Raw genomic sequence first — 22,315 nt, forward strand, 5'->3', positions numbered from 1 at the left:
CATGACCGACCTGCCGACGAGACGCTCCCGTCGCCTCGCCGAGGCGGACCGCGCCCGTGCCGCCGAGCACGAGGCGCGGACCGCCGCGGCGGAACCGCCGACGGTCGCGATCGACCTCCGTGCGCCGGCACCGGTGCCCGAGATCGTGACCGGCCGTCGGCGTGACCGCGCGTCGAGCGGCAGCGCCGGCAGACCGGACGACCGCACGCGGGTGATGGGCATCCTCAACGTCACGCCGGACTCGTTCAGCGACGGTGGCCTGCACCTGGCGGTCGACGCCGCGATCGCGCACGCCCGCGACCTCGTGGGCGCCGGAGCGGACCTGGTCGACGTCGGCGGCGAGTCCACCCGACCCGGTGCCGACCGGGTGCCCGTGGCGGTCGAGCAGCAGCGCGTCCTGCCGGTCGTCCGCCAGCTCGTGTCCGAGGGCATCGCGGTGAGCGTCGACACCATGAACGCGTCGACCGCCGAGCGCGCGGTCGAGGCCGGCGCTGCGATCGTCAACGACGTCTCGGGCGGCCTCGCCGACGACGACATGGCCAGGGTCGTGCGCGACACCGGTGCCGGCTTCGTCGTGATGCACTGGCGTGGGCACAGCGACCGGATGCACCGGAACGCCGAGTACGCGCACGCGGTCGAGGAGGTTCGACGCGAGGTCGAGCTCCGCGTCGCCGAACTGATCGTCCTCGGGGTCCGCGAGGAGCAGGTGGTCATCGACCCCGGCCTCGGCTTCGCCAAACACGGCGCCCAGAACTGGGAGATCCTGGCCGGGTACGAGCGCTTCGCCTCGATCGGCCTGCCGGTGCTCGTCGCCGCCTCCCGCAAGCGGTTCCTCGACGGTGTCGGCAGTGCTGCCGGTGCACCGCCGCGCGACCGCGACCTCGCCACCGCCGCCATCAGCCTGCTCGCCGCCGAACGCGGCGCGTGGGGGGTGCGAGTGCACGACCCCGCACCGACCCGTGCGGTGCTCGACGTCTGGGATGCCTGGAGGGCAGCACGATCGTGAGGGACACCATCCGACTGACCGGGGTCCGTGCCCGGGGGAACCACGGCGTGTTCGACCACGAGCGCGCCGACGGCCAGGACTTCGTCGTCGACGTCGCGGTCGAGGTCGACGCCCGGGTGTCGTCGGGGTCCGACGACCTGGCCGACACCGTGCACTACGGGGTCGTCGCCGAGCAGGTCGTGGCCGAGATCGAGGGCGGGCCCGTCGACCTCATCGAGACCCTCGCCGAGCGCATCGCGTCCGCGGTCCTCACCCACCGGGCGGCGCTCGCGGTCGAGGTCACCGTGCACAAGCCCCAGGCGCCGATCACGGTGCCGTTCTCCGACGTCTCGATCACGATCCGCCGCACCCGCGGTGGATCGGTGTCCCACGAGGAAGAAGAGTGAGCCGGGCGGTCATCGCCCTCGGTGCGAACCTCGGGGACCGCGGGAGCACCCTGCGGGCCGCGGCGCAGGCGATCGTGGCCGTGCCGGGCATCCGGCCGGTGGCGTCGAGCCACGAGGTCGAGTCCGTCGCCCTGACGCTCGGCGGGCTCGACGACAGCAAGCCCCGGTACCGCAACGGCGTCGTCGTGGTCGACACCGACCTGGCGCCGCACGACCTGCTCGACGCCCTGCACCGCATCGAGGACGACCACGGACGCACCCGCGAGGTCCGCTGGGGCGACCGCACCCTCGACCTCGACGTGATCGCCGTCGACGACCTGCTGATCGACTCCGGGACGCTCACCGTCCCGCACCCGCGGGCGGGGGAGCGCGCGTTCGTGCTCGCACCGTGGCTCGACGCCGACCCGGACGCGGTCCTGCCCGGCGCCGGACGCGTCGCGGACCTGCTCGACGGACTCGGCGACGACACCGAGCGCGTCGACGAGCCCCGGCTCTTCGACGCCGTGCCCGGGTCGGGGTCCGCCGCGTGAACCCCACCCGCGCCTCCACCCTGATCAGCGTCGCGGTCGTCGCCGTCGTCGCCGGGTTCGCGCTCGACGCCGTCCTGGCCTCGCGCCAGGCGCCCACCCTGCTGCTCTCGACGCCCCTCGGCGTGACGCTCGCGCTGATCGGCGTCGCGGTCGTCGCGATGGCCCGACCCGTGCGCCGTCACGCCCGCGACGGCGCGACCCGGCAGCACCCCGTCGACCCGCTCTACGCCACGCGCGTGGTCGTCCTGGCGAAGGCCTCGAGCCTGGCCGGTGCGCTCTTCGGGGCGTTCGCGGCCGGACTGTTGCTGTACCTCCTGACCAGGTCGGCCCTGCCGCCGCTAGGCTCGGTCCTGCCGAACGCCGTCGCGGTCGGGGGCGGTCTCGTGCTCGTGGTGTGTGCGCTCGTCGCCGAGCGGATGTGCATGGCGCCGCCACCGGGCGACGACGACGACGACCTGCCGCGGGGTGGGACGACGGCGAACTGACCGACGACCGCAGGAGGCCGTGATGCCGCTGGAACGACTCGACGAGCCGGGCCTCGGCCTGACCGGGACCACGTGGACGCGGGTGTCGCCGAAGCTCGTCTGGACGGAGCTCGTCAGCACGATCGTGGTCGGGGTCGTCGTGACCGCCGGGTGCGTGCTCTTCGCGGTGCTCTTCGGCGGGTTCGGGGGCGCCGCCGGCACGGTGTGGAGCTGCGTCGCGATCGTGGTCGCCCTCGTCGCGCTGGTCACCGCCGTCCTGACGCCCCGTCGGGTCCGAGCGATCGGCTACGCCCTGCGCGACGACGACCTCGTGCTGCGCCGCGGGCTCATGTGGCAGCGCTTCACCGCGGTGCCGTACGGCCGCATGCAGCTCGTCGACGTGAACCGCGGACCGCTCGACCGGATCCTCGGGCTCAGTGAGCTGAAGTTCGTCACCGCGGCCGCCGCGACCAACGTGCGGATCCCGGGCATCCCCGCCGCCGACGCCGAGGAGCTGCGCGACCGGCTCGTCGAGCTCGCCGAGTCCCGCCGCGCCGGGCTCTAGGGAGTCGTCGTGACGTTCCGACCCGGACCGCCGCCGCCCGCACCACCGCGGCGTGGCGATGCTGCCGCTGCCGCTCCGCTGACCGACGGCGAGTGGCACCGCCTGCACCCGCTGACGCCGCTGCTCAAGGGCGGCATCTTCCTCATCGTGGTCCTCGGGTACGTGCTCAACAACCTGCGGGACCAGCTCCTCGAGTTCTTCGTCCCGGGCGGCGCACCGCAGGACGACGGCGACCCGGTCCGCTACGTCTGGGAGCACGGCGCCGTCGGCTGGGTGCTGCTCGGGATCGTGGTGCTCCTGGTCGTGCTGATCGGACTCTTCTACGTCTCCTGGCGGATGCACGAGTTCCGCGTGACCGGCGACGTGGTCGAGGTCCGCTCGGGCGTGCTGTTCCGCAGCCACCGCAAGGCGCGGCTCGACCGGATCCAGGGCATCAACATCTCGCGGCCCGTGGTCCCGCGGATCTTCGGGACGGCGAAGCTCGAGATCGCCCAGGCCGGCAACGACGCCAACGTGCAGCTCGCGTACCTCGGTGCGCGGGCAGCCGACGACCTCCGGCAGCGCATCCTCGTGCTCGCCTCCGGCGCGCAGGACGACGAGGAGACGGCCCGCCGCGACTCGAACGGCGTGCTGCAGGACCGTGTCGGCGAGCTCTTCTCGCCGGAGCTCGACCCGGCCGCCGTGCACGCGACGCGCATCGTCAAGGTGCACCCCGGACGCCTGATCGCGTCGATGTTGCTCTCCGGGACGACGGTGTTCTTCGTCGTGGTGATCGTCGCGATGATCGTCAGCATCGCGATCACGGGCGAGTACGGCATCCTGATCGGTCTGTTCCCGGTGGTGATCGGCGCCGGCGGCTACACCATCCGGAAGTTCTCGCGCTCGCTGCAGTACACGATCGCCGAGACCCGCGACGGCATCCGGATCGGCTTCGGTCTCGTCTCGACGTCGAACGAGACGCTGCCGCCCGGGCGCATCCACGCGGTGAGCGTCGCGCAGCCGCTGCTCTGGCGTCCGTTCGGCTGGTGGGACGTCCGCATCAACCGTGCGACGAACGCCGGCAACGGGGCGTCGAACAACCAGCAGGTGTCCTCGATCGTGCTGCCGGTCGGTCGCGCCGAGGACGTCCGCGAGGTCCTCGACATCATCCTGCCGGGGCTCGTCGGCACCGCGGTCGTCGGACCGACGGCGTCGCGCGAGGAGCTCCGCGAGGGCTCCTCCGAGGCGGTCAACGTCGTCGACGACAGCCTCACGACGACGGGGGACCGCGGCGGGTTCGTGCACTCCCCGCGGCGCGGCGCGTGGCTCCGCCCGTTCTCGTTCCGCCGCAACGGCTACCGCTTCGTGCAGGGTGCGGTGCTGCTCCGTCTCGGAGCCGTCTGGCGCTCGCTCGTGATCGTGCCGCTGCCGCGCGTGCAGAGCGTCAAGGTCGAGCAGGGGCCGCTCGAGCGGGTGCTCCGGCTCGCGACCGCACACGTCCACACCGTGTCCGGTCCGGTCTCGGCGCGGATCGGCGCGCTGGACGCGCTCGACGCCCAGCGCCTCTGGTCGGAGAGCGCGCACCGCGCCGTCGAGGCCGCGGCGGTCGACACCACGCACCGCTGGCGCGCCCGGGAGGCCCGCCGCACCCCCGCCACGCACGCCCCGGACGGACAGGTGGTGGCGACCGCCGCCGACGCAGCTCCCACGGGAACGTGGCGGGCCGACGGGGGGACGCAGGCCGTGCCTCCCGGCCGCTGGTCCGACGTGCCGCCGCCCGGAGCGCCCCGGTGAGGGCCGGACGACTCGGCGTCGGCATCGTCGGCGCGGGCCGGGTCGGACCGGTGCTCGGGGCGGCCCTGGCGAACGCCGAGCACGCCGTCGTCGGTGTGACGGCCGTGTCCGACGCGGGCCGCGACCGCGCCGAGGCGATGCTCCCCGGTGCCCCCGTCCTCGCGACCCCCGACCTGGTCGAGCGCAGCGAGCTCGTGCTGCTCGCCGTCCCGGACGACCAGCTCGCCGGACTCGTGCAGGGCCTGGCGGACGCCGGGATCTGGCAGCCGGGCCAGCTCGTCGTGCACACCAGTCCGGACCACGGTGTCGAGGTCCTGCGGCCCGCCCTGTCGGCCGGCGCGATCCCGCTCGCGATCCACCCGGCGATGGCCTTCACCGGCACGAGCGTCGACCTCGCCCGGCTCCGGGACGCCCACTGCGCGGTGACCGCCCCGGCGCCCGTGCTGCCGATCGCCCAGGCGCTCGTGGTCGAGATGGGTGCGGAGCCGTTCGTCGTGTCCGAGCAGGACCGGCCGGCGTACGCGGATGCCGTGCGCGCCGCGGTGTCGTTCTCGACCGCCATCGTGGACCAGTCCGCCGGGACGCTGTCCGGCATCGGCGTCGAGCGCCCCGGACGCGTGCTCGGCGCCCTCGTGCGCTCGGCCGTCGACAACGCGCTCGCCGCGGCCGACGGTCAGGCGGGCCACTAGCGCCCGCTCCCCGCCGACACCGGGCGGGCCCTGCACGCCGCTGGTCGGAACGGGGACGGGCGGGAGCGGAGCGGCCGGTACCATCGGTGCATCCCCACGACCCCATCGGAGCCGCACAGCATGACCGACGAGACCGCATCCGCCACCGAGCCCTCGGGCGACGGCCCCTCCGCCGAGGAGCTCGCCGCCGCCGAGACCAGCGAACAGCGACAGGTGCGGCTCGACAAGCGGGCGAAGCTGCTGGACGCCGGCATCGAGGCGTACCCGGCCGAGCTGCCGATCACCACGACGATCCCCGCCGTCCGCGAGCAGTACGCGCACCTCGAGACGGGCGAGGAGACGCAGGACGTCGTCGGGCTCGCCGGGCGCATCGTGTTCTCCCGCAACACCGGCAAGCTCTGCTTCGCGACGCTGCAGTCCGGTGACGGCGCCCGCGTGCAGGCGATGGTCTCGCTGGCCGAGGTCGGCGACGAGTCCCTGGCCCGCTGGAAGGAGTTCGTCGACCTCGGCGACCACGTCTTCGTGCACGGCCGTGTGATCTCCTCGCGTCGTGGCGAGCTGAGCATCATGGTCGACGAGTGGGCGATCGCGGCGAAGGCGATCCTGCCGCTGCCGAACCTGCACAACGAACTGAACGAGGAGACCCGGGTCCGCCAGCGGTACCTCGACCTGATCGTCCGCGACCAGGCCCGCGAGACCGTCCGCGCCCGTGCTGCCGTGATGTCCTCGCTGCGACAGACGTTCACTGGACACGACTACCTCGAGGTCGAGACCCCGATGCTGCAGACCCAGCACGGCGGCGCCTCGGCCCGACCCTTCGTCACGCACTCGAACGCCTTCGACACCGAGCTGTTCCTGCGCATCGCGCCGGAGCTCTTCCTGAAGCGCGCCGTCGTCGGCGGGATCGACCGGGTCTTCGAGATCAACCGGAACTTCCGGAACGAGGGTGCCGACTCGTCGCACTCGCCCGAGTTCGCGATGGTCGAGGCGTACCAGGCGTACGGCAACTACGAGCAGATGGCCGACCTGACCCAGGAGCTCGTGCAGAACGCGGCGAAGGCCGTCACCGGGGGCTCCCTCGTCGTGACGCTCGCCGACGGTTCCGAGTACGACCTCGGCGGCGAGTGGGCCCGCATGGACATGTACGGCTCGCTGTCCGAGGCCGCCGGGCGGGAGATCACCCCGGAGACCCCGCTGTCCGAGCTGGTGGCGCTCGCCGAGGCCGAGGGCGTCGAGGTCGCGCACGCCACGCACGGCAAGTACGTCGAGGAGCTGTGGGAGCACTTCCACGGGGACGACCTGCACGCGCCGACCTTCGTGATGAACTTCCCGGTCGACACCTCGCCGCTCACCCGCGAGCACCGCACCCGCCCCGGCGTGGTCGAGAAGTGGGACCTCTACGTCCGCGGCTTCGAGCTCGCGACGGCGTACTCCGAGCTCGTCGACCCCGTCGTGCAGCGCGAGCGCTTCGTCGAGCAGGCGAAGCTCGCCGCCGGTGGTGACCCCGAGGCGATGCGCGTCGACGAGGACTTCCTGCGCGCACTCGAGCACGCCATGCCGCCGTCGGGTGGCATGGGCATGGGGATCGACCGCCTGCTCATGGCGATCACCGGCCTCGGCATCCGCGAGACGATCCTGTTCCCGCTGGTGAAGTAGGGACGCGACCGGAGACGGACGGGAGGCGCGGTGCCGGCTGGCACCGCGCCTCCCGTCCGTGCGGGCCCCGTCGCGGGCAGGTGGCGGTCACCGGGGCGAGGTACGATGCTCCGGTGCCAGATGGAGTCGTGACCGGGATCATCTTCGCCGTGACGCCGACCGTCGTCGTCGGCCTGATCTTCTGGTTCGTGATGCGCGCGATCATGCGTGCCGACCGCACCGAGCGGTCCGCGTACGCCAAGGTCGAGGCCGAGGAGCGAGCGCGCTTCGAGCGCGAGCACGGCCGCCCGGCCCCTGCGCCGAGCTCGGCGGAGTAGCCCTCCCCGGCAGTCCGTCACCACCCGTTCACCGACGGGTGCTGCAGTGACGTGGTGACCGCACGCCCCACCCCGTCGTCGACCCCCTCGGACCCGGCTGACCTCGACCCCGAGGACGCCTTCGGGCACTCCGCCCTGCCCGACGCCGCACGTGACGCGGTCTGGCAGGACGATGACGACGACGACATCGACGTCTGAGCGCCCCGCGTCGGTCACCGACCGTTCACCCGGTCGTCGCCGGGCAGTCGTCCGCGCGGGTGAGCATCGTCCGCATGTCCATCACCCACGTCTTCACCGGCCGCAGCCTCGTCGGCGACATCGAGAGCGAGTACGACGAGTTCGACCTCGACGCCGACCTCGAGGTCGCCGAGCGACGGGACGGGTGGCTCGAACCCTCCTGGTGACACCGAGCCCCTGCGCTCTTCGGGGTACGGCACCCGGATCACGACGATCCGGAACGCCGTACCCCTTTTCCGTGTCCGCTCGGCGCAGCGGCCCGGGGTACACGCTTGCGATCGTCGATGAAACATCCCTGCAACACCGGAAACACGGCAACATCCCCTTGTGTGCGGGCATCTGACGGGGCCATGCTGACAGCATGCCTGTACCCCGCGGGGGACAGTTCTGCGGGTGAAGCACGACGTTCCCTGGGAATCGATCCGATCGGTTTGTGGGGTACACCTCGGGAGCGCTTTACTCGTCAACACCCCCCACCGAGGCCATCACCGTCGAACCGCAGGGAGAGTCACCATGACGATCGCGACCGCAGCACCGAAGACGACGACCACTGGCACCACCGCGCGCCGCAGCAAGAAGGCAGCAGCCGCGAAGACCGCCGTCACCGCGGTGGAGACCACCACGCTCGACGCCGTCGAGGTCGAGGCCGACGAGCAGCTCGCGGGTGTCCGCGGCGCCTCGGTCGACCAGGTCGGCGACTACCTGCGCCACATCGGGCGCCTCTCGCTCCTGACCGCCGAGGAAGAGGCGGACATCGCCCGCCGCATCGAGGTCGGCCTGTTCGCCGAGGAGAAGCTCGCCACCGAGGCCGGCATCGACAAGACGCTGCAGCGCGAGCTGCGCTGGCTCGTCCGCGACGGTGAGCGCGCCAAGGAGCGCATGATCACCTCGAACCTCCGACTCGTCGTGAGCATCGCGAAGCGGTACTCGCAGCGCGGTCTGCCGTTCATGGACGTCATCCAGGAGGGCAACCTCGGTCTGGTCCGCGCGGTCGAGAAGTTCGACTTCACGCAGGGCTACAAGTTCTCGACCTACGCCACCTGGTGGATCCGCCAGGCGATCTCGCGTGGTCTCGCCGACAAGGCGCGCACCATCCGCATCCCGGTGCACACCGTCGAGCTCATCAACAAGATCTCGCGCACCGAGCGTGACCTGACCGTCGACCTCGGCCGCGCGCCGATGCCCGACGAGGTCGCCGCCGAACTCAGCATGAGCACCGAGGAGCTCCTCGACCTCAAGGGCCGTTCGCACGAGCCGGTGTCGATCCACACCGTCGTCGGTGACTCCGACGACAGCGAGCTCGGCGACTTCATCGAGGACGAGGACGCCGCGAGCCCGAACGAGCTGACCGAGACGACGCTCCTGCACCGCGACATCCGGTCGATCGTCTCCGAGCTGCCGACCGACGAGGCCAACGTCATCCGCATGCGCTACGGCCTGGACGACGACAAGCCGATGACGCTCGATGAGATCTCGAAGATCGTGCACACCACGCGCCAGGCGGTCAGCCGCGTCGAGTCGCGTGCCAAGCTGCGCCTGTTCGCGAAGGCCGTGAGCCAGGACATGCAGCTGTACCTGACCGACTGAGGTCAGCAGGCTTCGGCCGGCGCGTGAGCGTCGGCACGGGGAACCGGGTCGTCCTGTGGGAAGGCGTTCCGGTGGGGTGATGGGACGGCCCGTCCAGGCACTGCCTGGGCGGGCCACTTCGCTGTCCGGGGTCCCGCGGTCCGGGGCGCTGCGGTCCCGCTGCTCGGGGTCCCGCTGTCCGGGTCGCTGCGGTCCCGCCCTGCCGCGGCCTGGGCCGCTAGTCCTCGATCTCGCGGCCGAGCTTCTGGCGCAGGTCCTGCGGGATGAGCTCGATGAGCTGGTCCGGGCGGACCGGCAGGTCGAGCAGGCTGAGCTTCACCCGGCCGGTGCGTCCGTGCCGCTCGGCATCCAGGCGCACCACGCTGCCGGCGTCCTTCCGCAGTCGGATGTCGATCTGCGCGCCGGTGGCGACCTCGCCCACGACGAGGCCGTCGACCTCGAGGGCCGCGCTCCGGGTCCCCTCGGCGATGTCGAAGCGGTAGCGCTCCCGTGCCGCCAGGACCACGGCGCGGTCGATGCCCGCCATCGGGGCGACCGGCGTCACCACGGAGCCGGAGAGCGCCGGGGAGAGCACGGGACCGCCGGCCGCGTAGTTGTACGCGGTGGACCCTGCGGGGGTCGCGGCGACGACGGCGTCCGCACGGTAGTACCCGTAGCCGAGCCCGTTCACGCTGAGGTCGGCGGACACCTGCCCGGCTCCCGGCCGTCGCACGATCGTCAGGTCGTTGAACGCCAGGTAGTCCGTCCGCGCGCCACCCCACGACAGTCGGGCCTCGAGTGCATGGTGCGGTTCGAGCTGGTACTCGCCGGCGGACAACCGGTCGAGCGCGGCCTCGAGCTCGGGCGGCTCGATCTCGACCAGGAAGCCGACGTTGCCGTAGTTCACACCGAGCACGGGCACCGGACGCTTCGCCACGAGCCGCATCGCACCGAGCATCGTGCCGTCCCCACCGAGTGCGACGACGAGGTCGACCTGGTCGGTGAAGTCGTCGTCGCCGATCACCTCGACGTCGCCGCCGATGCGCTGGGCGTCCGCCCGCCGGGCGACGAGCCGGCCCAGTCCGGAGGCGTTCCACCCCTGCAGGGTCGCGATCGACTCCTGCACGTTCTTGGTGGGGTGGACGACGAGTCCGACGACGGGCTGCTCCATGCCCAGATCGTAACCGTCCGGGCCTGGTCGACGGCAGGTGCGGAGGTCGCGGGCCACCGGGCGAAGAGAGGTCACGCCCACGGCGAACAGGGGCAGCCCTGCGGGGGTCCGCTGGTTAGTCTCGATGTACGTCACCGAGCTCCCACGAGCCCGGCAAGGGAGAGCACATGTTCGAGAGATTCACCGACCGAGCCCGTCGTGTTGTCGTCCTCGCTCAAGAAGAAGCGAAGATGCTCAACCACAACTACATCGGCACCGAGCACATCCTCCTCGGCCTCATCCACGAGGGCGAGGGCGTCGCCGCCAAGGCGCTGGAGTCGCTGGGCATCTCGCTCGATGCCGTCCGCGAGCAGGTCCAGGACATCATCGGGCAGGGCCAGCAGCAGCCGACCGGGCACATCCCGTTCACGCCGCGCGCCAAGAAGGTGCTCGAGCTGTCCCTGCGCGAGGCGCTGCAGCTCGGCCACAACTACATCGGGACCGAGCACATCCTGCTCGGCCTCATCCGCGAGGGCGAGGGCGTCGCCGCCCAGGTCCTCGTCAAGCTCGGTGCGGACCTCAACCGCGTCCGTCAGCAGGTCATCCAGCTCCTGTCCGGGTACCAGGGCAAGGAAGCGGTCGCCGTCGGCGGCGAGCAGCAGCAGAACGCCCAGCAGGGTTCGCAGGTCCTCGACCAGTTCGGTCGGAACCTCACCCAGGCGGCGCGCGACGGCAAGCTCGACCCGGTCATCGGGCGCGAGAAGGAGATGGAGCGGGTCATGCAGATCCTCTCCCGCCGCTCCAAGAACAACCCCGTCCTGATCGGTGAGCCGGGCGTCGGCAAGACCGCGGTCGTCGAGGGCCTCGCCCAGGCGATCGTCAAGGGTGACGTCCCGGAGACGCTGAAGGACAAGCAGCTCTACTCGCTCGACCTCGGGTCGCTCATCGCCGGGTCCCGCTACCGCGGTGACTTCGAGGAGCGCCTCAAGAAGGTCACGAAGGAGATCCGCACCCGCGGCGACATCATCGTCTTCATCGACGAGATCCACACGCTCGTCGGTGCCGGTGCTGCCGAGGGCGCGATCGACGCCGCGTCGATCCTCAAGCCGCTCCTCGCCCGCGGTGAGCTGCAGACGGTCGGTGCGACCACGCTCGACGAGTACCGCAAGCACTTCGAGAAGGACGCCGCACTCGAGCGTCGCTTCCAGCCGGTGCAGGTCAACGAGCCGTCGCTGCCGCACGCGATCAACATCCTCAAGGGCCTCCGCGACAAGTACGAGGCGTTCCACAAGGTGTCCATCACCGACGGCGCGATCGTCGCCGCGGCGAACCTGGCGGACCGCTACGTGCAGGACCGCTTCCTGCCGGACAAGGCCATCGACCTGATCGACGAGGCCGGCGCACGCCTCCGCCTGTCGATCCTGTCGGCGCCGCCGGAGCTCCGCGAGTTCGACGAGAAGATCTCGACGGTCCGCGGGCAGAAGGAAGCCGCGATCGAGGAGCAGGACTTCGAGAAGGCCGCGAGCCTGCGCGACGAGGAGAAGAAGCTCCTCGGCGAGCGTCTCCGCCTCGAGAAGCAGTGGCGTGCGGGTGACGTCGCCGCGTCCGGCACCGTCGACGAGGGCATCATCGCCGAGGTCCTGGCGCAGGCCACGGGCATCCCGGTGTTCAAGCTCACGGAGGAGGAGACCTCGCGTCTCGTCTTCATGGAGAAGGCCCTGCACGAGCGCGTCATCGGTCAGGAGGAGGCCATCTCGGCCCTCTCGAAGACGATCCGTCGTACCCGTGCCGGTCTGAAGGACCCGAACCGCCCCTCGGGCTCGTTCATCTTCGCCGGCCCCACGGGCGTCGGGAAGACCGAGCTCGCCAAGGCGCTCGCCGAGTTCCTGTTCGACGACGAGGGCGCGCTGATCTCCCTCGACATGTCGGAGTTCGGTGAGAAGCACACGGTCTCGCGACTGTTCGGTGCCCCTCCCGGGTTCGTCGGCTTCGAGGAGGGCGGCCAGCTCACCGAGAAGGTGCGCCGCAAGCCGTTCTCCGTGGTCCTGTTCGACGAGATCGAGAAGGCCCACCCGGACATCTTCAACTCGCTGCTGCAGGTCCTCGAAGAGGGTCGTCTGACCGATGGTCAGGGCCGCGTGGTCGACTTCAAGAACACCGTCATCATCATGACCACGAACCTCGGTTCGCAGGGCATCGCGGGTGGCCCGGTGGGCTTCCAGGTCGAGGGTGACTCGGCCGTGGGCTACGACCGCATGCGCTCGAAGGTGAACGAGGAGCTCAAGAAGCACTTCAAGCCCGAGTTCCTGAACCGTGTCGACGACACGATCGTGTTCCCGCAGCTCTCGCAGTCCGAGCTGCTGCAGATCGTGGACCTGTTCGTGAAGCGCCTGGCGGACCGCCTGCTGGACCGCGACATGACGGTGGAGCTGACGCTCGCCGCCAAGGAGCAGCTCATCAAGGTCGGCTTCGACCCGGCACTCGGTGCTCGTCCGCTGCGTCGCGCGATGCAGCACGAGGTCGAGGACCAGCTGTCCGAGCACATCCTGCAGGGTGAGCTCAACGCGGGCGACCACGTGAAGGTCGACTTCGTGGACGGGAAGTTCGACTTCGAGACCGGGCGCCAGCCGGGTCGCGAAGAGGTCCTCGCCGGGGCTCCCGCGGTCGAGTCCGCGGAGACCCCGCAGGGCGAGATCGAGTCCTAGGACCGGTTCCACTCGGACGGGAGGCGCGGTGCCGGCTGGCACCGCGCCTTCCGTCCGTTCGTGGTCGCGGATCCGTGTGCGGGTTCCGGCGTGCGCTGCGGACGCGACCCCCGGGCGGGGGGTACCGTTGTTCGTGCGAGGGTTCCCCCCAACACCTCGCGACCGACGTCCGGCTGGTTCCCCCAACAGGTCGGACGTCAGTGGCCCCGGTCTCCCCCCGACCGGGGCCACTTCTCGTTCCGGTGAGTGTCCGTCAGCCGAGCGTCGCGGCGAACTCCCTGACGGCGCGCTCCCAGCGCTCCGGGTCCTCGTTCCACTCGAGCGTGTGCCGGGCGTGCGCGAAGGTCTCGACCCGGGCGCCGCGGGCGCGGTGCGTCTCGACGTCGGCCGCTGCCACCAGGGCATCGGCCGTCGAGTGCAGCAGGAGGGTGGGCGTGCGGTCGTCCTGCCAGCGGGTGACCGTGAGGGGGTAGGGCACCCCGGCGAGGCGGCTGAGACCCGGTGTGGTCGCGATCCGTCCCGCGACCACACCGACGGCCGCCGGGAAGCGCGCGGTCGTCACGGCGCCGCGCAGGGCCGACCGGACGTCGAGGAGCGGTGCGACCCCGACGATGCCGTCGACCGGCGTGCGTGCCGCCGCGGCGGAGGCAGCGAGGGCGCCGGCGGACCAACCCTGCAGCACCACCCGATCGGCTCCGCGGGCACGCGCGGCGTGCGCGGCTGCGGCGACGCGGTCGACCGCGGCGGGATCGAGGGAGCGCAGCGGCAGGTCGGACGTGTCGACCACCTGGTTGGAGGCGCCGAGCTCCCGCCAGACGCGCAGGCCACGCAGGACCTGCTGCGGGCCGAGCGACTGGCCGTGCACGTGGACGACGTGGGTGCGCCCGACGACGCCGTCCGGTTCGGTGCCCGGGACGGACCGCTCGTCGGCGTACACCAGCTCGGACTCCGGGGGCACGAACGGTGCGGGGCGGAGGAGCCGGCGAGCGGCGGCGGCCCCGAGGGCGACGCTGCCGGCGGTGGCGATCACGGTGCCGGTGACGGCGGTGCGGACGAGCTGCATGGTGTCCACCCTGCCAGGGTGACGTGTGCGTGCGGTCCCGTCCACAGCGGAACGGGAGGCGCGGTGCCAGCTGGCACCGCGCCTCCCGTCCGTCGTGCTGCGGGTCCTAGGCCTGGACGTCGCCGCGCCAGCCCGGCTCGGTCGGGGCGTTCTCGACGCGCTCCTTGTAGTTCTGCAGGTCCTTCTTGACCGCGTGACCACCGACGCCGACCGCGGAGCCGAGCTTCTCGAGGAAGCCCGACGGCTCCCAGTCGATCTGCGCGGTGACGCGGGTCTCGTTGTCGGACAGCTTGTGGAACGTGACGACGCCCGCGTGGTCGGTGTCGCCGTCCTTGACGGTCCACGCGACGCGCTCGTCCGGGTGCTGCTCGGTGATGACGGCGCGGAACTGGCGCTCCTGACCGGCGACCTTGACGGTCCAGTCGGTGGTCTTGTCGTCGACCTGGACGATCTTCTCGACCTCGTCGAGGAAGTGGGGGAACTCCTCGAACCGGGTCCACTGGTCGTAGGCCTGGCGGACGGGGACGTTGACGTCGACGGTCTCGATGATCTGGGGCATGGTCGCTCCTTCGTTTCGTCGTGCTCTTCGGGTTCGTGACCGACGCTATGCCGGTCCGGCTGGAGGGTCCCCAGGGCAGTGTCCCCCTGCTGCGCCGTATGCTCGACGGGATGAGTGGCAACGGGAAGCACGCGTTCGACGAACGGGACGAGCACGGCATCCGGGTGCGCCCGGCCCTGGCCTCGGACGTGCCGCACATCCAGCGGCTCATCGCTCCGTACGTCGACCGGCGCATCCTGCTCGGCAAGGAGAACGTCGCGCTCTACGGCTCGATCCAGCAGTTCCGGATCGCCGAGGGGCCGGACGGCACGCCGATCGGCTGCGGTGCCCTCGCGGTGTTCTGGGACGACATCGCCGAGGTCCGCACGCTCGCGCTCGACGCCGACTGGATCCACAAGCGGGTCGGCCACCGGATGCTCGAGGCGCTCGAGCACGACGCCCGGGAGCTCGGCGTCGCCCGCATCTTCTGCCTGACCTTCGAGGTCGAGTTCTTCGCGAAGCACGGGTACCTGGAGATCGGCGAGCAGGTCGTGTCGCCGGACGTGTACGCCGAGCTCGTGCGCTCGTCGGACGAGGGGGTCGCGGAGTTCCTCGACCTCGCCCGGGTGAAGCCGAACACGCTCGGCAACACCCGCATGTTGAAGATCCTCTGACCGGGATCCTTCGGCCAGGGGCCTCTGACCGGCGATCCGCTGCCTGTGGATTGCTGACGCGTTCGGCTGCGCATCGGCGTCGCGTCGCTGCGGAGAGACCCGTTCGCCCTACCCTGTGCGCATGTCGTCGTTCCGTCACCCTGTCGGACCCGAGTCGTCCGGTGTCTACTGGCGTCGTCGCGCGCTCGTCGCCGGCGTGTTGCTGCTCGTCGTCGTGGTGGTCGTGCTGATCGTGGTCGGGCGGGGGAGCGGGGCCTCGTCCGCGTCGGCCCCGGGGGCCTCGCCGTCGGCTGGTGGTGGGGCCTCGCTCGCCCCGTCGGCGTCCGGGGGGCCGACCGCTCCGGCCGGCGCCGGGGCATCACCCGCCCCGTCGGCGTCCGCCACGGCACCCGCTTCGGCCTCCGGTGACGCCACGACGTGCTCCGAGGACCAGATCGAGCTCACGCCGGTCGTCGACAAGGGCACCTACGGGCCGACCGAGGACCCGCAGATCGCGATGTCGATCACGAACACCGGCTCCGACTCGTGCCACCTGGACCTCGGCTCGGCGCAGCAGGTCCTGACGATCAGCTCCGGGCAGGAGCAGTACTGGTCGTCGAAGGACTGCCAGACGGGCGGGACGAACCAGGACGTCACCATCAAGGCGGGGCAGGAGCTCACCACACCGGTGATCGCCTGGGACCGCACGCGCTCGTCGACGACCACGTGCGACGGGGCTCGGCCGTCGGTGCCCGGTGGCGGGGCGAGCTACCACCTGCAGGTGTCGGTGGGGGACCTGGAGTCGAAGGAGTCGGCGCAGTTCGTGCTGAACTGACGCGGCCCTGCGACGATCCACCCTGCGGCGCGCCCGGCACGTCATCCGAGTGACGCACTCAGTACTGGGAGCTGTCGACTCTGCGTCATGCTGACAGAGTGTCGGATCAGGGAATCGTGCGGGAGTCAGCCTCGGCCTACGAGCGCGATCACGGCGTCGAGCCGGTGAAGATCGCGACGCTCAAGGGGCTCCGGAAGCGCGCGAAGCGCGGTCTGTTCGAGCCCGCGGACGACACGATCTGGTCGGACGGCGTCCGGAGCGAGTAGCGGCGCTGCTGCCGAGGGGCTGCTCCCGGACCTCCTCCTAGAGCTGCTCCTCGGCCGAACCCGGTTCGAGTCCGGTCATGAAGTCGTCGAGGAACGTCTGCATGTCGAACGGCTGCGCGCTGTCTTCCGGTCCGTGGTGCGTGGAAGTCATGCCACCACGCTACGTCACTTCGCTAGGGCGTCTAGCGATTTGTCCGGAAGCGGCGCTGCGCGGAAGCAGCGCCTCTTGGAGGCGAGGCTGTCCGGAGGCGGCGCTGACCCGAGGCGGCGCTGCCCGGAAGCGACGCCGCCTGGACATGCGAACGGGCCCGCCGTCCGAAGACGACGAGCCCGTTCCGAGCAGCTGAGGTCAGCCGATGACCGAGATGTTCTCGGCCTGCGGGCCCTTGCGGCCCTCGGTGATCTCGAATTCGACCTTCTGGTTCTCCTCGAGCGACTTGTAGCCGTTGCCAGCGATCGCGGAGAAGTGCGCGAAGACGTCGGCGCTGCCGTCGTCCGGAGCGATGAAGCCGAAGCCCTTTTCGTTGTTGAACCACTTGACGGTGCCAGTTGCCATGATGGCGTTTCCTTAACTTTCTTGCCAGGCCACGTTCGTTGCCTGTCTTGCGAGACGGCTCTTGCTGCCGCCGATCCACCGACGGTTGTCGTCAGATCAGTGCGTCCCGCGGGCATGGGCCGGTGGGACGGGTTCGGGGCCAGGCGACCTGGGAAGATCAGTGACCGATGGCGCTCGAAGGTGCAGAGCACCGGAAGAACGATGGACTCCCGCCGAAGCGGTTGAGACCAACCTACCGTGCTGTGGCCGCAATGGAAGAGGCAGCGCCCACTTCTGTGCAGGATCTCCGCCTCGCAGCCGTTCCTGTTCGCCGTCGGCGTGCAGATCTGGTGGACTAGGGGTGATGGCAGACAAGGAACAGCGCTTCCGGAGCGAGCAGCTCGAGGAGGCCCTCGCGAAGCAGGACGTCGCCGCGGTCGCGTTCGCCCTGCGGAACGACATCGTGATCGTCCCCCGGCTCGTCACCGGCAAGAAGGACATGCAGGTCCGCGTCTTCGGCCGCGAGGGCTCGGACAAGCGCATCCTGCTGCTCTTCTCGTCCGCCGACGCGTACACCGCGATGGTCCCGGACGAGAAGGTCCGCCAGGTCATGGTCTACGACGGGCCGCGGCTCGACGAGTTCCTGGCGGCGCACCTCGACTCGCTCGAGGGCGTGTTCTTCGACATCGCCGGGCCCCACACGATGCAGGCGGCACCGTCAGACCTGCTGGCGGCGCTCCGCGCGTAGTCGCGGGCCTGGGCGGCGTCGGTTCGCTCTGGAGGCGCGACGCGCGACCGTCCTGCGGCTCGCCACGGGCGATCGGTCCGGTCCGGCCTGGTCCGGTTCGGTTCGGTCAGATCTCGTCTGGTCCGGTCCGGGCTGTCCGTTCCGGTTCCGGTCAGAACGCGCGGTCGAGCTCGCGTTCACGGACCGACTGCGTCAGAGAGAACGCGACCCGCAGCGCCTCGCGCAGGTGCTCGGCGTCCGCGCCGAGCACGGTGGTGAACCCGAGCCGCGAGGCCTCGTTCGCGCGCTGCTTCGCGCCCGTCGCCGGACGGATCTCGCCCGCCAGGCTGATCTCGCCCACCGCCGCGAGCGTGTGCGGGTACGGACGGTCCCGCGCCGCGCTCGCCAGGGCCAGCGCGATCGCCAGGTCGGCGCCCGGTTCGGTGAGCTTCATCCCGCCGACCGTCGAGACGTAGACGTCCGCATCGGACAGCTTCAGGCCGGCGCGTCGTTCGAGCACAGCGAGCAGCATCGCCACGCGTGACGCGTCGACGCCGTTCACGACCCGGCGCGGCTGCGGTGCCGAGCTCGGCACGACGAGCGCCTGCACCTCGACCGGGAGCGCACGGCGTCCTTCGAGTGCCACGGTCACGCACGTGCCCGACACCGGGGTGCCGTTCCGCGACATGAAGAGTCCGCTCGGGTCCGGGACCTCGTGGATCCCGTCTCCGGCCATGTCGAAGCAACCGACCTCGTCCGTCGGGCCGAAGCGGTTCTTGAGCGCTCGCACGAACCGGAGCGCGGTCTGCCGGTCGCCCTCGAAGTGGCAGACGACGTCGACCAGGTGTTCGAGCAGTCGCGGACCCGCGATCGTGCCGTCCTTCGTGACGTGGCCGACGATGAGGACCGGCAGTGACCGCTCCTTCGCCACCCGGATGAGCGTGGAAGCGACCTCGCGCACCTGGGAGGTGCCGCCGGCGATGCCGTCCACGGTGCTCGACGAGATCGTCTGCACGGAGTCGGCGATCACCAGGTCCGGCTGCACCTGGTCGATCTGCCCGAGGATGACGCCGAGGTCGACCTCGCTCGCCAGGTAGAGCTGGTCGTGCATGGCGTTCGTGCGCTCGGCGCGGAGTCGGACCTGGTCCACCGACTCCTCGGCGCTGACGTAGAGGACCCGCTTGCCGGTCGCTGCCGCACGGGAGGCGACTTCGAGCAGGAGCGTCGACTTGCCCACGCCCGGCTCGCCGGAGAGCAGCACGGCGGCCCCGGGCACGATGCCGCCGCCCAGGACGCGGTCGAACTCACCGATGCCGGACGTCCACCGCTGGACCCCGGTCCCGCGGGCCTCGGTGATCGGTCGGGCCACGCGCGCTCCGGCGACGGAGACGGCAGCGGTACCGCGCGAGCTCGCCGCGGCCGCCGTCGTGTCCTCGACCGTGCCCCACGCCTGGCACTCACCGCAGCGGCCGACCCACTTGATGCTGGTCCACCCGCACTCGGTGCAGCGGTAGAGGGACTGGGTGCGCGCCATGGCTCGAGGCTAGAGCGCCCCGCCGACACCGCGGTGCCGCGGAGCATGCCGGCCGTGATCGGTGTCCTCGCCGTGCTCGTCGTCGGCGCCGCGCTCGTCGTCCTCGTCGTGCGCGGGCGTCCGGTCGTGGCCGCCTGCCTGCTCCGGCAAGGGGATGCCGCCCGTCATCCGCTGCCGCAGCCGCTCCACGCGGCCGGGTCGGCCGCCGTGGTCGAGCTCCGCCGCGTGCTCGACGTCCTGCTCGGCCCGGGCGCTGGCGACGGCGCCGGCCTCGCGCCCGAGGTCCTCGGCCTCGCGTGCGGACAGGTAGTGCCGGATCGCGGCGACGGTGTCCACGCGGGCATCGACCGCGGGCTCGAAGGCGCTCGCCCAGATCTCGTACCCGCGGTCGTTCGGGTGGAACAGGTCGCCGTAGCTGTTGAAGAACGTCCGACGGAGCCCGACGCGCTTCGTGATGACGTGGAGCGGCGCCACGGTCAACCCGAGTTCGGCGGCGACACGGTGCACGATCTCGTTCGCCACGGCGACCTTGCGCTCCCGGTCGGGCACGAACATGCACGGGAGCTCGGCGACGACCGCGTGCGAGGGCACGGCGCTGTAGATCGCGCGGATGTTCCGCTCGAACTTGTCCGGGTGGAAGTCCGCGATGTCGTTCGCCCCGATCGACACCGTGCAGATGTCCGGGGTGTACTGCCGCAGTTTCGGGAGCTGGTCCTGCTTCGCACCCCACGTCGTCGCGCCCGAGACGCTGAGGTTCACCACCCGCACCGACATGCGCGACCGGTGCCGGATGCGGCGGGCCAGGAGGCCGACGTACCCGCGCCCCGGAGCGGTGGCGCCGACGCCCTGCGCGGCGGAGTCGCCGATCGCGAGGTACGTCAGCTGCCCCTCGTGCTGCAGGCGCTCCCGCCACCAGTCCGCATGTACGGGGAGCATGTCGACCACGCGCTGGGACGCGGCTCGCTGCCCCCGGATCCCCGCGCGAGCACCGAACGCGCCACCACCCACGACGGCGAGCCCGCCGACGACGGAGGTGAGCAGGGCGACGAGGGTGCGGGTCTTCATGCCGGAGACCGTACGCGGGCTCGCTCACCTCGGGCTCTGCTGAGGCCGGCCCGTGGATGAACGGCGGGACAGCGCCGGCTGTGCAGGGGAGCGGCCCGTGGTGGTCGTGAGCACCGCCGGAGTCGTGTAAACTCTTTCCCGGTACCGTGTCCGAGCGGCCGAAGGATCATGTCTCGAAAACATGTGTGGGGGCAACTCCACCGTGGGTTCAAATCCCACCGGTACCGCCACAGAAAACCCCCGCCCCCGCGGGGGTTTTCTTGTTCCTGAGAGTGCCCGTGGTGCGTCTCTGGTGCAGATCTCGATCGGGACCTCCCGCGCTGCACGGTCGAGCCTCCTCAAACTCAAGCCGGAGTCCGCCCATGGTCCAGGACAGCGTGCGCTTCACGGTGCGCGTTGAGACCTCGGCCGCCGCACGATGACCGTGTCAGACTTCGGGGTTGCAGGCCGGACGGGCGAGAGGGTGAGCGTTGCGTCGTGGCGGTCGGATCGATACCTCGTAGAAGGAGCACTGGCTCTTCTGGTAGGGGCAGCGGTGCAGGATCGAGGGTTAGGTAGCTGCGCGTCATGCCTTAGCGCATTAGAGGCGCGGCGGCCGGTTCTGGTGATACACCTCGGTTTGGCGGTACCGAGGACGGCAGATGATCTTGGGGCGACCGTCAGGCCAGCTCTTGTGCCTGCGCCGCATCTCGGTACCCTGGTAAGGCGGGGGCGCAGGGGCGTCCCCTGCGAGAGGGGACAACGTGGTCAAACACGAACACACCGGCGGCCCGACCAGGCGCCAGCTGCTTACGTACGCGGGTGCCGCAGCGGGAGCCGCAGCCATGGGGGCTGCATCTTTCGGTTCGGTGCCGGCCTTCGCTGCCGTCGCCTGGCGGTACCCGTTCACTAGGGAATACCCGATCGGATCGCCCTTCGGCCCCCGGCCATCGCCCGGAGGTATTGGCAGTACCAACCACCAGGGGCTCGACTTCACCGCCGGGAAGGACACGCGTATCCACGCAATTGCCGCCGGTACCGTGATTTTCGCTGGAGTCAGCGGCGGCTACGGCAATTTAACGAAGATCCAGCATGCTGACGGATATGTCAGCTACTACGGGCATCAAAATCACATTGACATCGCGAACGGCGCGAAGGTCTCTGCCGGCCAGTTCATTGGGCGCGTTGGTACGACGGGCACATCTACTGGGAACCACCTGCACCTGGGGATAACGCGTAACGGCACTTTCATCGATCCCGCTCCTCTGGTGGTCGGGGCGCCCTTTGCGAACGATTCATCAGCACCGTCCACGCCGAGGGATCCCTACCTTAAGGTAATTAAGTCTCCCGGCCGTGGCATGGCAGTAGTGGGTGCCGGCTATTTCAGGGATCTTCCGACTAAAGAGTTCCAGCAGTGCGCAGAGGCGTTGTGGGGAGACGCAATGCCCGGAAATGATCGACAGTTCGATCTCTGGAAGGCCATTTCACTACAGGGAACAAAAGTCTAACGGTCGTCCCAATCTTGGCGAAGCGTCACTCATTTTAGGAGAAATAATCTTATGAAGCTCATTCAAGCCCCTGGTCGCGGAATTGCCGTTGTCGGTGCCGGTTATTACAAGGTGCTGAAGGCGGGTGAAGAAGTCGAGCAGGCGGTGAAGCTTTGGGGCAACCCGTTGATTGGCAACGACCGTCAGTTTGACGTTTGGAAGGCAATCGCCCTGCAGGGTACTTCGGCCTGAGAGATCAGCTGCTCCGTATCGACGTCGGTCGGTACGACCAACGACGGCCGGCATCCCGCGGGGGTGCCGGCCGTCGTCGTGGTGTCAGTGCGCGGCGTCGTACGCGTCGCGCCCGGCCTGGTTGATCCGGCCACGGCTGGAGACCTCGTGACCGTTCGCGTTGGCCCACTCGCGGATCTTCGCGAGCTCGTCGGAGTTGCCGCGCTTCGCGGTGCTGCCACCGCTGGTGCGGTTCTGGCGACCGCTGACCTTGCGAGCAGCGGCGACGTAGTCGGAGAACGCTTCGCGCAGCGCGTCGGCGTTGTCGTCCGATCACGCATCTCCAACTCTGCCCGCA

The 22,315-nt window shown here is 70.5% G+C and carries 25 protein-coding genes, 1 tRNA gene and 1 pseudogene; 20 read left to right on the top strand and 7 right to left on the bottom strand.

The annotated features are described in order from the left end of the window. Nucleotide 1 precedes the first annotated feature (1 nt). The 12 genes from folP to ACIQFY_RS12610 all read left to right on the top strand — a co-directional run bounded on the left by folP (nt 2) and on the right by ACIQFY_RS12610 (nt 9,210). Nucleotides 2–1,006 (top strand): dihydropteroate synthase, encoded by a 1,005-nt coding sequence (gene folP / locus ACIQFY_RS12555; RefSeq protein ID WP_400340325.1) that lies wholly within the window; start codon nt 2–4, stop codon nt 1,004–1,006. Next, on the top strand, nt 1,003–1,392 hold the full coding sequence (gene folB / locus ACIQFY_RS12560; RefSeq protein ID WP_066651406.1) for a dihydroneopterin aldolase: 390 nt from the start codon (nt 1,003–1,005) through the stop codon (nt 1,390–1,392). Before folP ends, folB begins: the two co-directional genes overlap by 4 nt. Further along, on the top strand, nt 1,389–1,922 hold the full coding sequence (gene folK, locus ACIQFY_RS12565) for a 2-amino-4-hydroxy-6-hydroxymethyldihydropteridine diphosphokinase (protein WP_400340327.1): 534 nt from the start codon (nt 1,389–1,391) through the stop codon (nt 1,920–1,922). The genes folB and folK overlap by 4 nt, the downstream gene beginning before the upstream one ends. Next, nucleotides 1,919–2,407: a DUF3180 domain-containing protein gene (locus ACIQFY_RS12570; RefSeq protein WP_066651410.1), complete on the top strand. Its 489-nt coding sequence runs from the start codon at nt 1,919–1,921 to the stop codon at nt 2,405–2,407. Before folK ends, ACIQFY_RS12570 begins: the two co-directional genes overlap by 4 nt. 22 nt (nt 2,408–2,429) lie before the next feature. Beyond that, a complete protein-coding gene (locus ACIQFY_RS12575; protein WP_400340328.1) occupies nt 2,430–2,951 on the top strand; it encodes a PH domain-containing protein in 522 nt (173 codons plus the stop codon). Between the two features lie 9 nt (nt 2,952–2,960). After that, on the top strand, nt 2,961–4,724 hold the full coding sequence (locus ACIQFY_RS12580; RefSeq protein ID WP_400340330.1) for a PH domain-containing protein: 1,764 nt from the start codon (nt 2,961–2,963) through the stop codon (nt 4,722–4,724). After that, on the top strand, nt 4,721–5,413 hold the full coding sequence (locus ACIQFY_RS12585; protein ID WP_400340331.1) for a Rossmann-like and DUF2520 domain-containing protein: 693 nt from the start codon (nt 4,721–4,723) through the stop codon (nt 5,411–5,413). Before ACIQFY_RS12580 ends, ACIQFY_RS12585 begins: the two co-directional genes overlap by 4 nt. 120 nt (nt 5,414–5,533) lie before the next feature. After that, entirely contained in the window at nt 5,534–7,069 is a 1,536-nt protein-coding gene (gene lysS, locus ACIQFY_RS12590) for a lysine--tRNA ligase (protein ID WP_400340332.1), read from the top strand. A gap of 113 nt (nt 7,070–7,182) precedes the next feature. After that, nucleotides 7,183–7,386, top strand: a complete 204-nt coding sequence (locus ACIQFY_RS12595; RefSeq protein ID WP_066651415.1) for a hypothetical protein — start codon at nt 7,183–7,185, stop codon at nt 7,384–7,386. Nucleotides 7,387–7,440: 54 nt separating this feature from the next. Then, the gene (locus tag ACIQFY_RS12600; RefSeq protein WP_400340333.1) at nt 7,441–7,584 is read left to right on the top strand and encodes a hypothetical protein; all 144 of its coding nucleotides are present in this window, start codon (nt 7,441–7,443) and stop codon (nt 7,582–7,584) included. Between the two features lie 74 nt (nt 7,585–7,658). Further along, entirely contained in the window at nt 7,659–7,790 is a 132-nt protein-coding gene (locus ACIQFY_RS12605) for a hypothetical protein (RefSeq protein WP_268746767.1), read from the top strand. Between the two features lie 346 nt (nt 7,791–8,136). Continuing rightward, on the top strand, nt 8,137–9,210 hold the full coding sequence (locus tag ACIQFY_RS12610) for a sigma-70 family RNA polymerase sigma factor (protein ID WP_066651417.1): 1,074 nt from the start codon (nt 8,137–8,139) through the stop codon (nt 9,208–9,210). 217 nt (nt 9,211–9,427) lie between these two features. Here the strand turns inward: ACIQFY_RS12610 and ACIQFY_RS12615 are convergent, their stop codons facing one another. Continuing rightward, complete coding sequence (locus ACIQFY_RS12615; RefSeq protein ID WP_400340336.1) at nt 9,428–10,360, bottom strand: NAD(+)/NADH kinase; 933 nt, start codon at nt 10,358–10,360, stop codon at nt 9,428–9,430. Between the two features lie 167 nt (nt 10,361–10,527). Between ACIQFY_RS12615 and ACIQFY_RS12620 the strand changes: the two genes are divergently transcribed. Then, entirely contained in the window at nt 10,528–13,044 is a 2,517-nt protein-coding gene (locus ACIQFY_RS12620; RefSeq protein ID WP_066651428.1) for an ATP-dependent Clp protease ATP-binding subunit, read from the top strand. Between the two features lie 253 nt (nt 13,045–13,297). Here the strand turns inward: ACIQFY_RS12620 and ACIQFY_RS12625 are convergent, their stop codons facing one another. Together ACIQFY_RS12625 and ACIQFY_RS12630 are read right to left on the bottom strand one after the other, a co-directional pair. Next, nucleotides 13,298–14,116, bottom strand: a complete 819-nt coding sequence (locus tag ACIQFY_RS12625; RefSeq protein WP_326497128.1) for a hypothetical protein — start codon at nt 14,114–14,116, stop codon at nt 13,298–13,300. A 97-nt stretch (nt 14,117–14,213) separates the two neighbouring features. After that, nucleotides 14,214–14,666, bottom strand: a complete 453-nt coding sequence (locus tag ACIQFY_RS12630) for an SRPBCC family protein (protein ID WP_326497129.1) — start codon at nt 14,664–14,666, stop codon at nt 14,214–14,216. Nucleotides 14,667–14,776: 110 nt separating this feature from the next. Here ACIQFY_RS12630 and ACIQFY_RS12635 point away from each other — a divergent pair, with 110 nt between their 5' ends. From ACIQFY_RS12635 to ACIQFY_RS12645, 3 genes are all read left to right on the top strand, one after another. Beyond that, nucleotides 14,777–15,319, top strand: coding sequence for an amino-acid N-acetyltransferase (locus tag ACIQFY_RS12635; RefSeq protein WP_209684599.1), 543 nt, complete (start codon nt 14,777–14,779; stop codon nt 15,317–15,319). 121 nt (nt 15,320–15,440) lie between these two features. Next, a complete protein-coding gene (locus tag ACIQFY_RS12640; RefSeq protein WP_400340339.1) occupies nt 15,441–16,133 on the top strand; it encodes a hypothetical protein in 693 nt (230 codons plus the stop codon). A gap of 98 nt (nt 16,134–16,231) precedes the next feature. Further along, complete coding sequence (locus tag ACIQFY_RS12645) at nt 16,232–16,399, top strand: hypothetical protein (protein WP_209684597.1); 168 nt, start codon at nt 16,232–16,234, stop codon at nt 16,397–16,399. A gap of 349 nt (nt 16,400–16,748) precedes the next feature. Here the strand turns inward: ACIQFY_RS12645 and ACIQFY_RS12650 are convergent, their stop codons facing one another. After that, the gene (locus ACIQFY_RS12650) at nt 16,749–16,955 is read right to left on the bottom strand and encodes a cold-shock protein (protein WP_022904520.1); all 207 of its coding nucleotides are present in this window, start codon (nt 16,953–16,955) and stop codon (nt 16,749–16,751) included. A 343-nt stretch (nt 16,956–17,298) separates the two neighbouring features. Here ACIQFY_RS12650 and ACIQFY_RS12655 point away from each other — a divergent pair, with 343 nt between their 5' ends. Further along, a complete protein-coding gene (locus ACIQFY_RS12655; RefSeq protein WP_251154309.1) occupies nt 17,299–17,682 on the top strand; it encodes an SseB family protein in 384 nt (127 codons plus the stop codon). Nucleotides 17,683–17,833: 151 nt separating this feature from the next. On the opposite strand, the gene radA is transcribed toward ACIQFY_RS12655, so the two are convergent. Continuing rightward, a complete protein-coding gene (radA, locus tag ACIQFY_RS12660) occupies nt 17,834–19,195 on the bottom strand; it encodes a DNA repair protein RadA (protein ID WP_251154308.1) in 1,362 nt (453 codons plus the stop codon). A gap of 9 nt (nt 19,196–19,204) precedes the next feature. After that, complete coding sequence (locus ACIQFY_RS12665) at nt 19,205–20,260, bottom strand: SGNH/GDSL hydrolase family protein (protein WP_400340340.1); 1,056 nt, start codon at nt 20,258–20,260, stop codon at nt 19,205–19,207. 140 nt (nt 20,261–20,400) lie between these two features. On the opposite strand from ACIQFY_RS12665, the gene ACIQFY_RS12670 reads away from it, so the two are divergent. The 3 genes from ACIQFY_RS12670 to ACIQFY_RS12680 all read left to right on the top strand — a co-directional run bounded on the left by ACIQFY_RS12670 (nt 20,401) and on the right by ACIQFY_RS12680 (nt 21,978). Next, nucleotides 20,401–20,490: transfer RNA gene (locus ACIQFY_RS12670), tRNA-Ser, on the top strand. A gap of 513 nt (nt 20,491–21,003) precedes the next feature. Further along, nucleotides 21,004–21,747, top strand: coding sequence for a M23 family metallopeptidase (locus tag ACIQFY_RS12675; RefSeq protein WP_400340341.1), 744 nt, complete (start codon nt 21,004–21,006; stop codon nt 21,745–21,747). A gap of 51 nt (nt 21,748–21,798) precedes the next feature. After that, entirely contained in the window at nt 21,799–21,978 is a 180-nt protein-coding gene (locus tag ACIQFY_RS12680) for a hypothetical protein (RefSeq protein WP_400340342.1), read from the top strand. Between the two features lie 84 nt (nt 21,979–22,062). On the opposite strand, the pseudogene ACIQFY_RS12685 reads toward ACIQFY_RS12680, so the two are convergent. Next, nucleotides 22,063–22,278, bottom strand: a pseudogene (locus ACIQFY_RS12685) (histone-like nucleoid-structuring protein Lsr2); the annotation flags it as partial. Nucleotides 22,279–22,315 lie beyond the last annotated feature (37 nt).

It is taken from the genome of Curtobacterium sp. NPDC092190 (assembly GCF_044755625.1).
Taxonomy (GTDB): Bacteria; Actinomycetota; Actinomycetes; order Actinomycetales; family Microbacteriaceae; genus Curtobacterium.

What these genes read in the sequence shown, in the direction of transcription:
- folP (WP_400340325.1), top strand. Translation starts at nt 2, where the DNA reads ATGACCGACCTGCCGACGAGACGCTCCCGTCGCCTCGCCGAGGCGGAC.
- ACIQFY_RS12575 (WP_400340328.1), top strand. Translation starts at nt 2,430, where the DNA reads ATGCCGCTGGAACGACTCGACGAGCCGGGCCTCGGCCTGACCGGGACC.
- lysS (WP_400340332.1), top strand. Translation starts at nt 5,534, where the DNA reads ATGACCGACGAGACCGCATCCGCCACCGAGCCCTCGGGCGACGGCCCC.
- ACIQFY_RS12605 (WP_268746767.1), top strand. Translation starts at nt 7,659, where the DNA reads ATGTCCATCACCCACGTCTTCACCGGCCGCAGCCTCGTCGGCGACATC.
- ACIQFY_RS12610 (WP_066651417.1), top strand. Translation starts at nt 8,137, where the DNA reads ATGACGATCGCGACCGCAGCACCGAAGACGACGACCACTGGCACCACC.
- ACIQFY_RS12615 (WP_400340336.1), bottom strand. Translation starts at nt 10,360, where the DNA reads ATGGAGCAGCCCGTCGTCGGACTCGTCGTCCACCCCACCAAGAACGTG.
- ACIQFY_RS12620 (WP_066651428.1), top strand. Translation starts at nt 10,528, where the DNA reads ATGTTCGAGAGATTCACCGACCGAGCCCGTCGTGTTGTCGTCCTCGCT.
- ACIQFY_RS12630 (WP_326497129.1), bottom strand. Translation starts at nt 14,666, where the DNA reads ATGCCCCAGATCATCGAGACCGTCGACGTCAACGTCCCCGTCCGCCAG.
- ACIQFY_RS12635 (WP_209684599.1), top strand. Translation starts at nt 14,777, where the DNA reads ATGAGTGGCAACGGGAAGCACGCGTTCGACGAACGGGACGAGCACGGC.
- ACIQFY_RS12640 (WP_400340339.1), top strand. Translation starts at nt 15,441, where the DNA reads ATGTCGTCGTTCCGTCACCCTGTCGGACCCGAGTCGTCCGGTGTCTAC.
- ACIQFY_RS12650 (WP_022904520.1), bottom strand. Translation starts at nt 16,955, where the DNA reads ATGGCAACTGGCACCGTCAAGTGGTTCAACAACGAAAAGGGCTTCGGC.
- ACIQFY_RS12655 (WP_251154309.1), top strand. Translation starts at nt 17,299, where the DNA reads ATGGCAGACAAGGAACAGCGCTTCCGGAGCGAGCAGCTCGAGGAGGCC.
- radA (WP_251154308.1), bottom strand. Translation starts at nt 19,195, where the DNA reads ATGGCGCGCACCCAGTCCCTCTACCGCTGCACCGAGTGCGGGTGGACC.
- ACIQFY_RS12665 (WP_400340340.1), bottom strand. Translation starts at nt 20,260, where the DNA reads ATGAAGACCCGCACCCTCGTCGCCCTGCTCACCTCCGTCGTCGGCGGG.
- ACIQFY_RS12680 (WP_400340342.1), top strand. Translation starts at nt 21,799, where the DNA reads ATGAAGCTCATTCAAGCCCCTGGTCGCGGAATTGCCGTTGTCGGTGCC.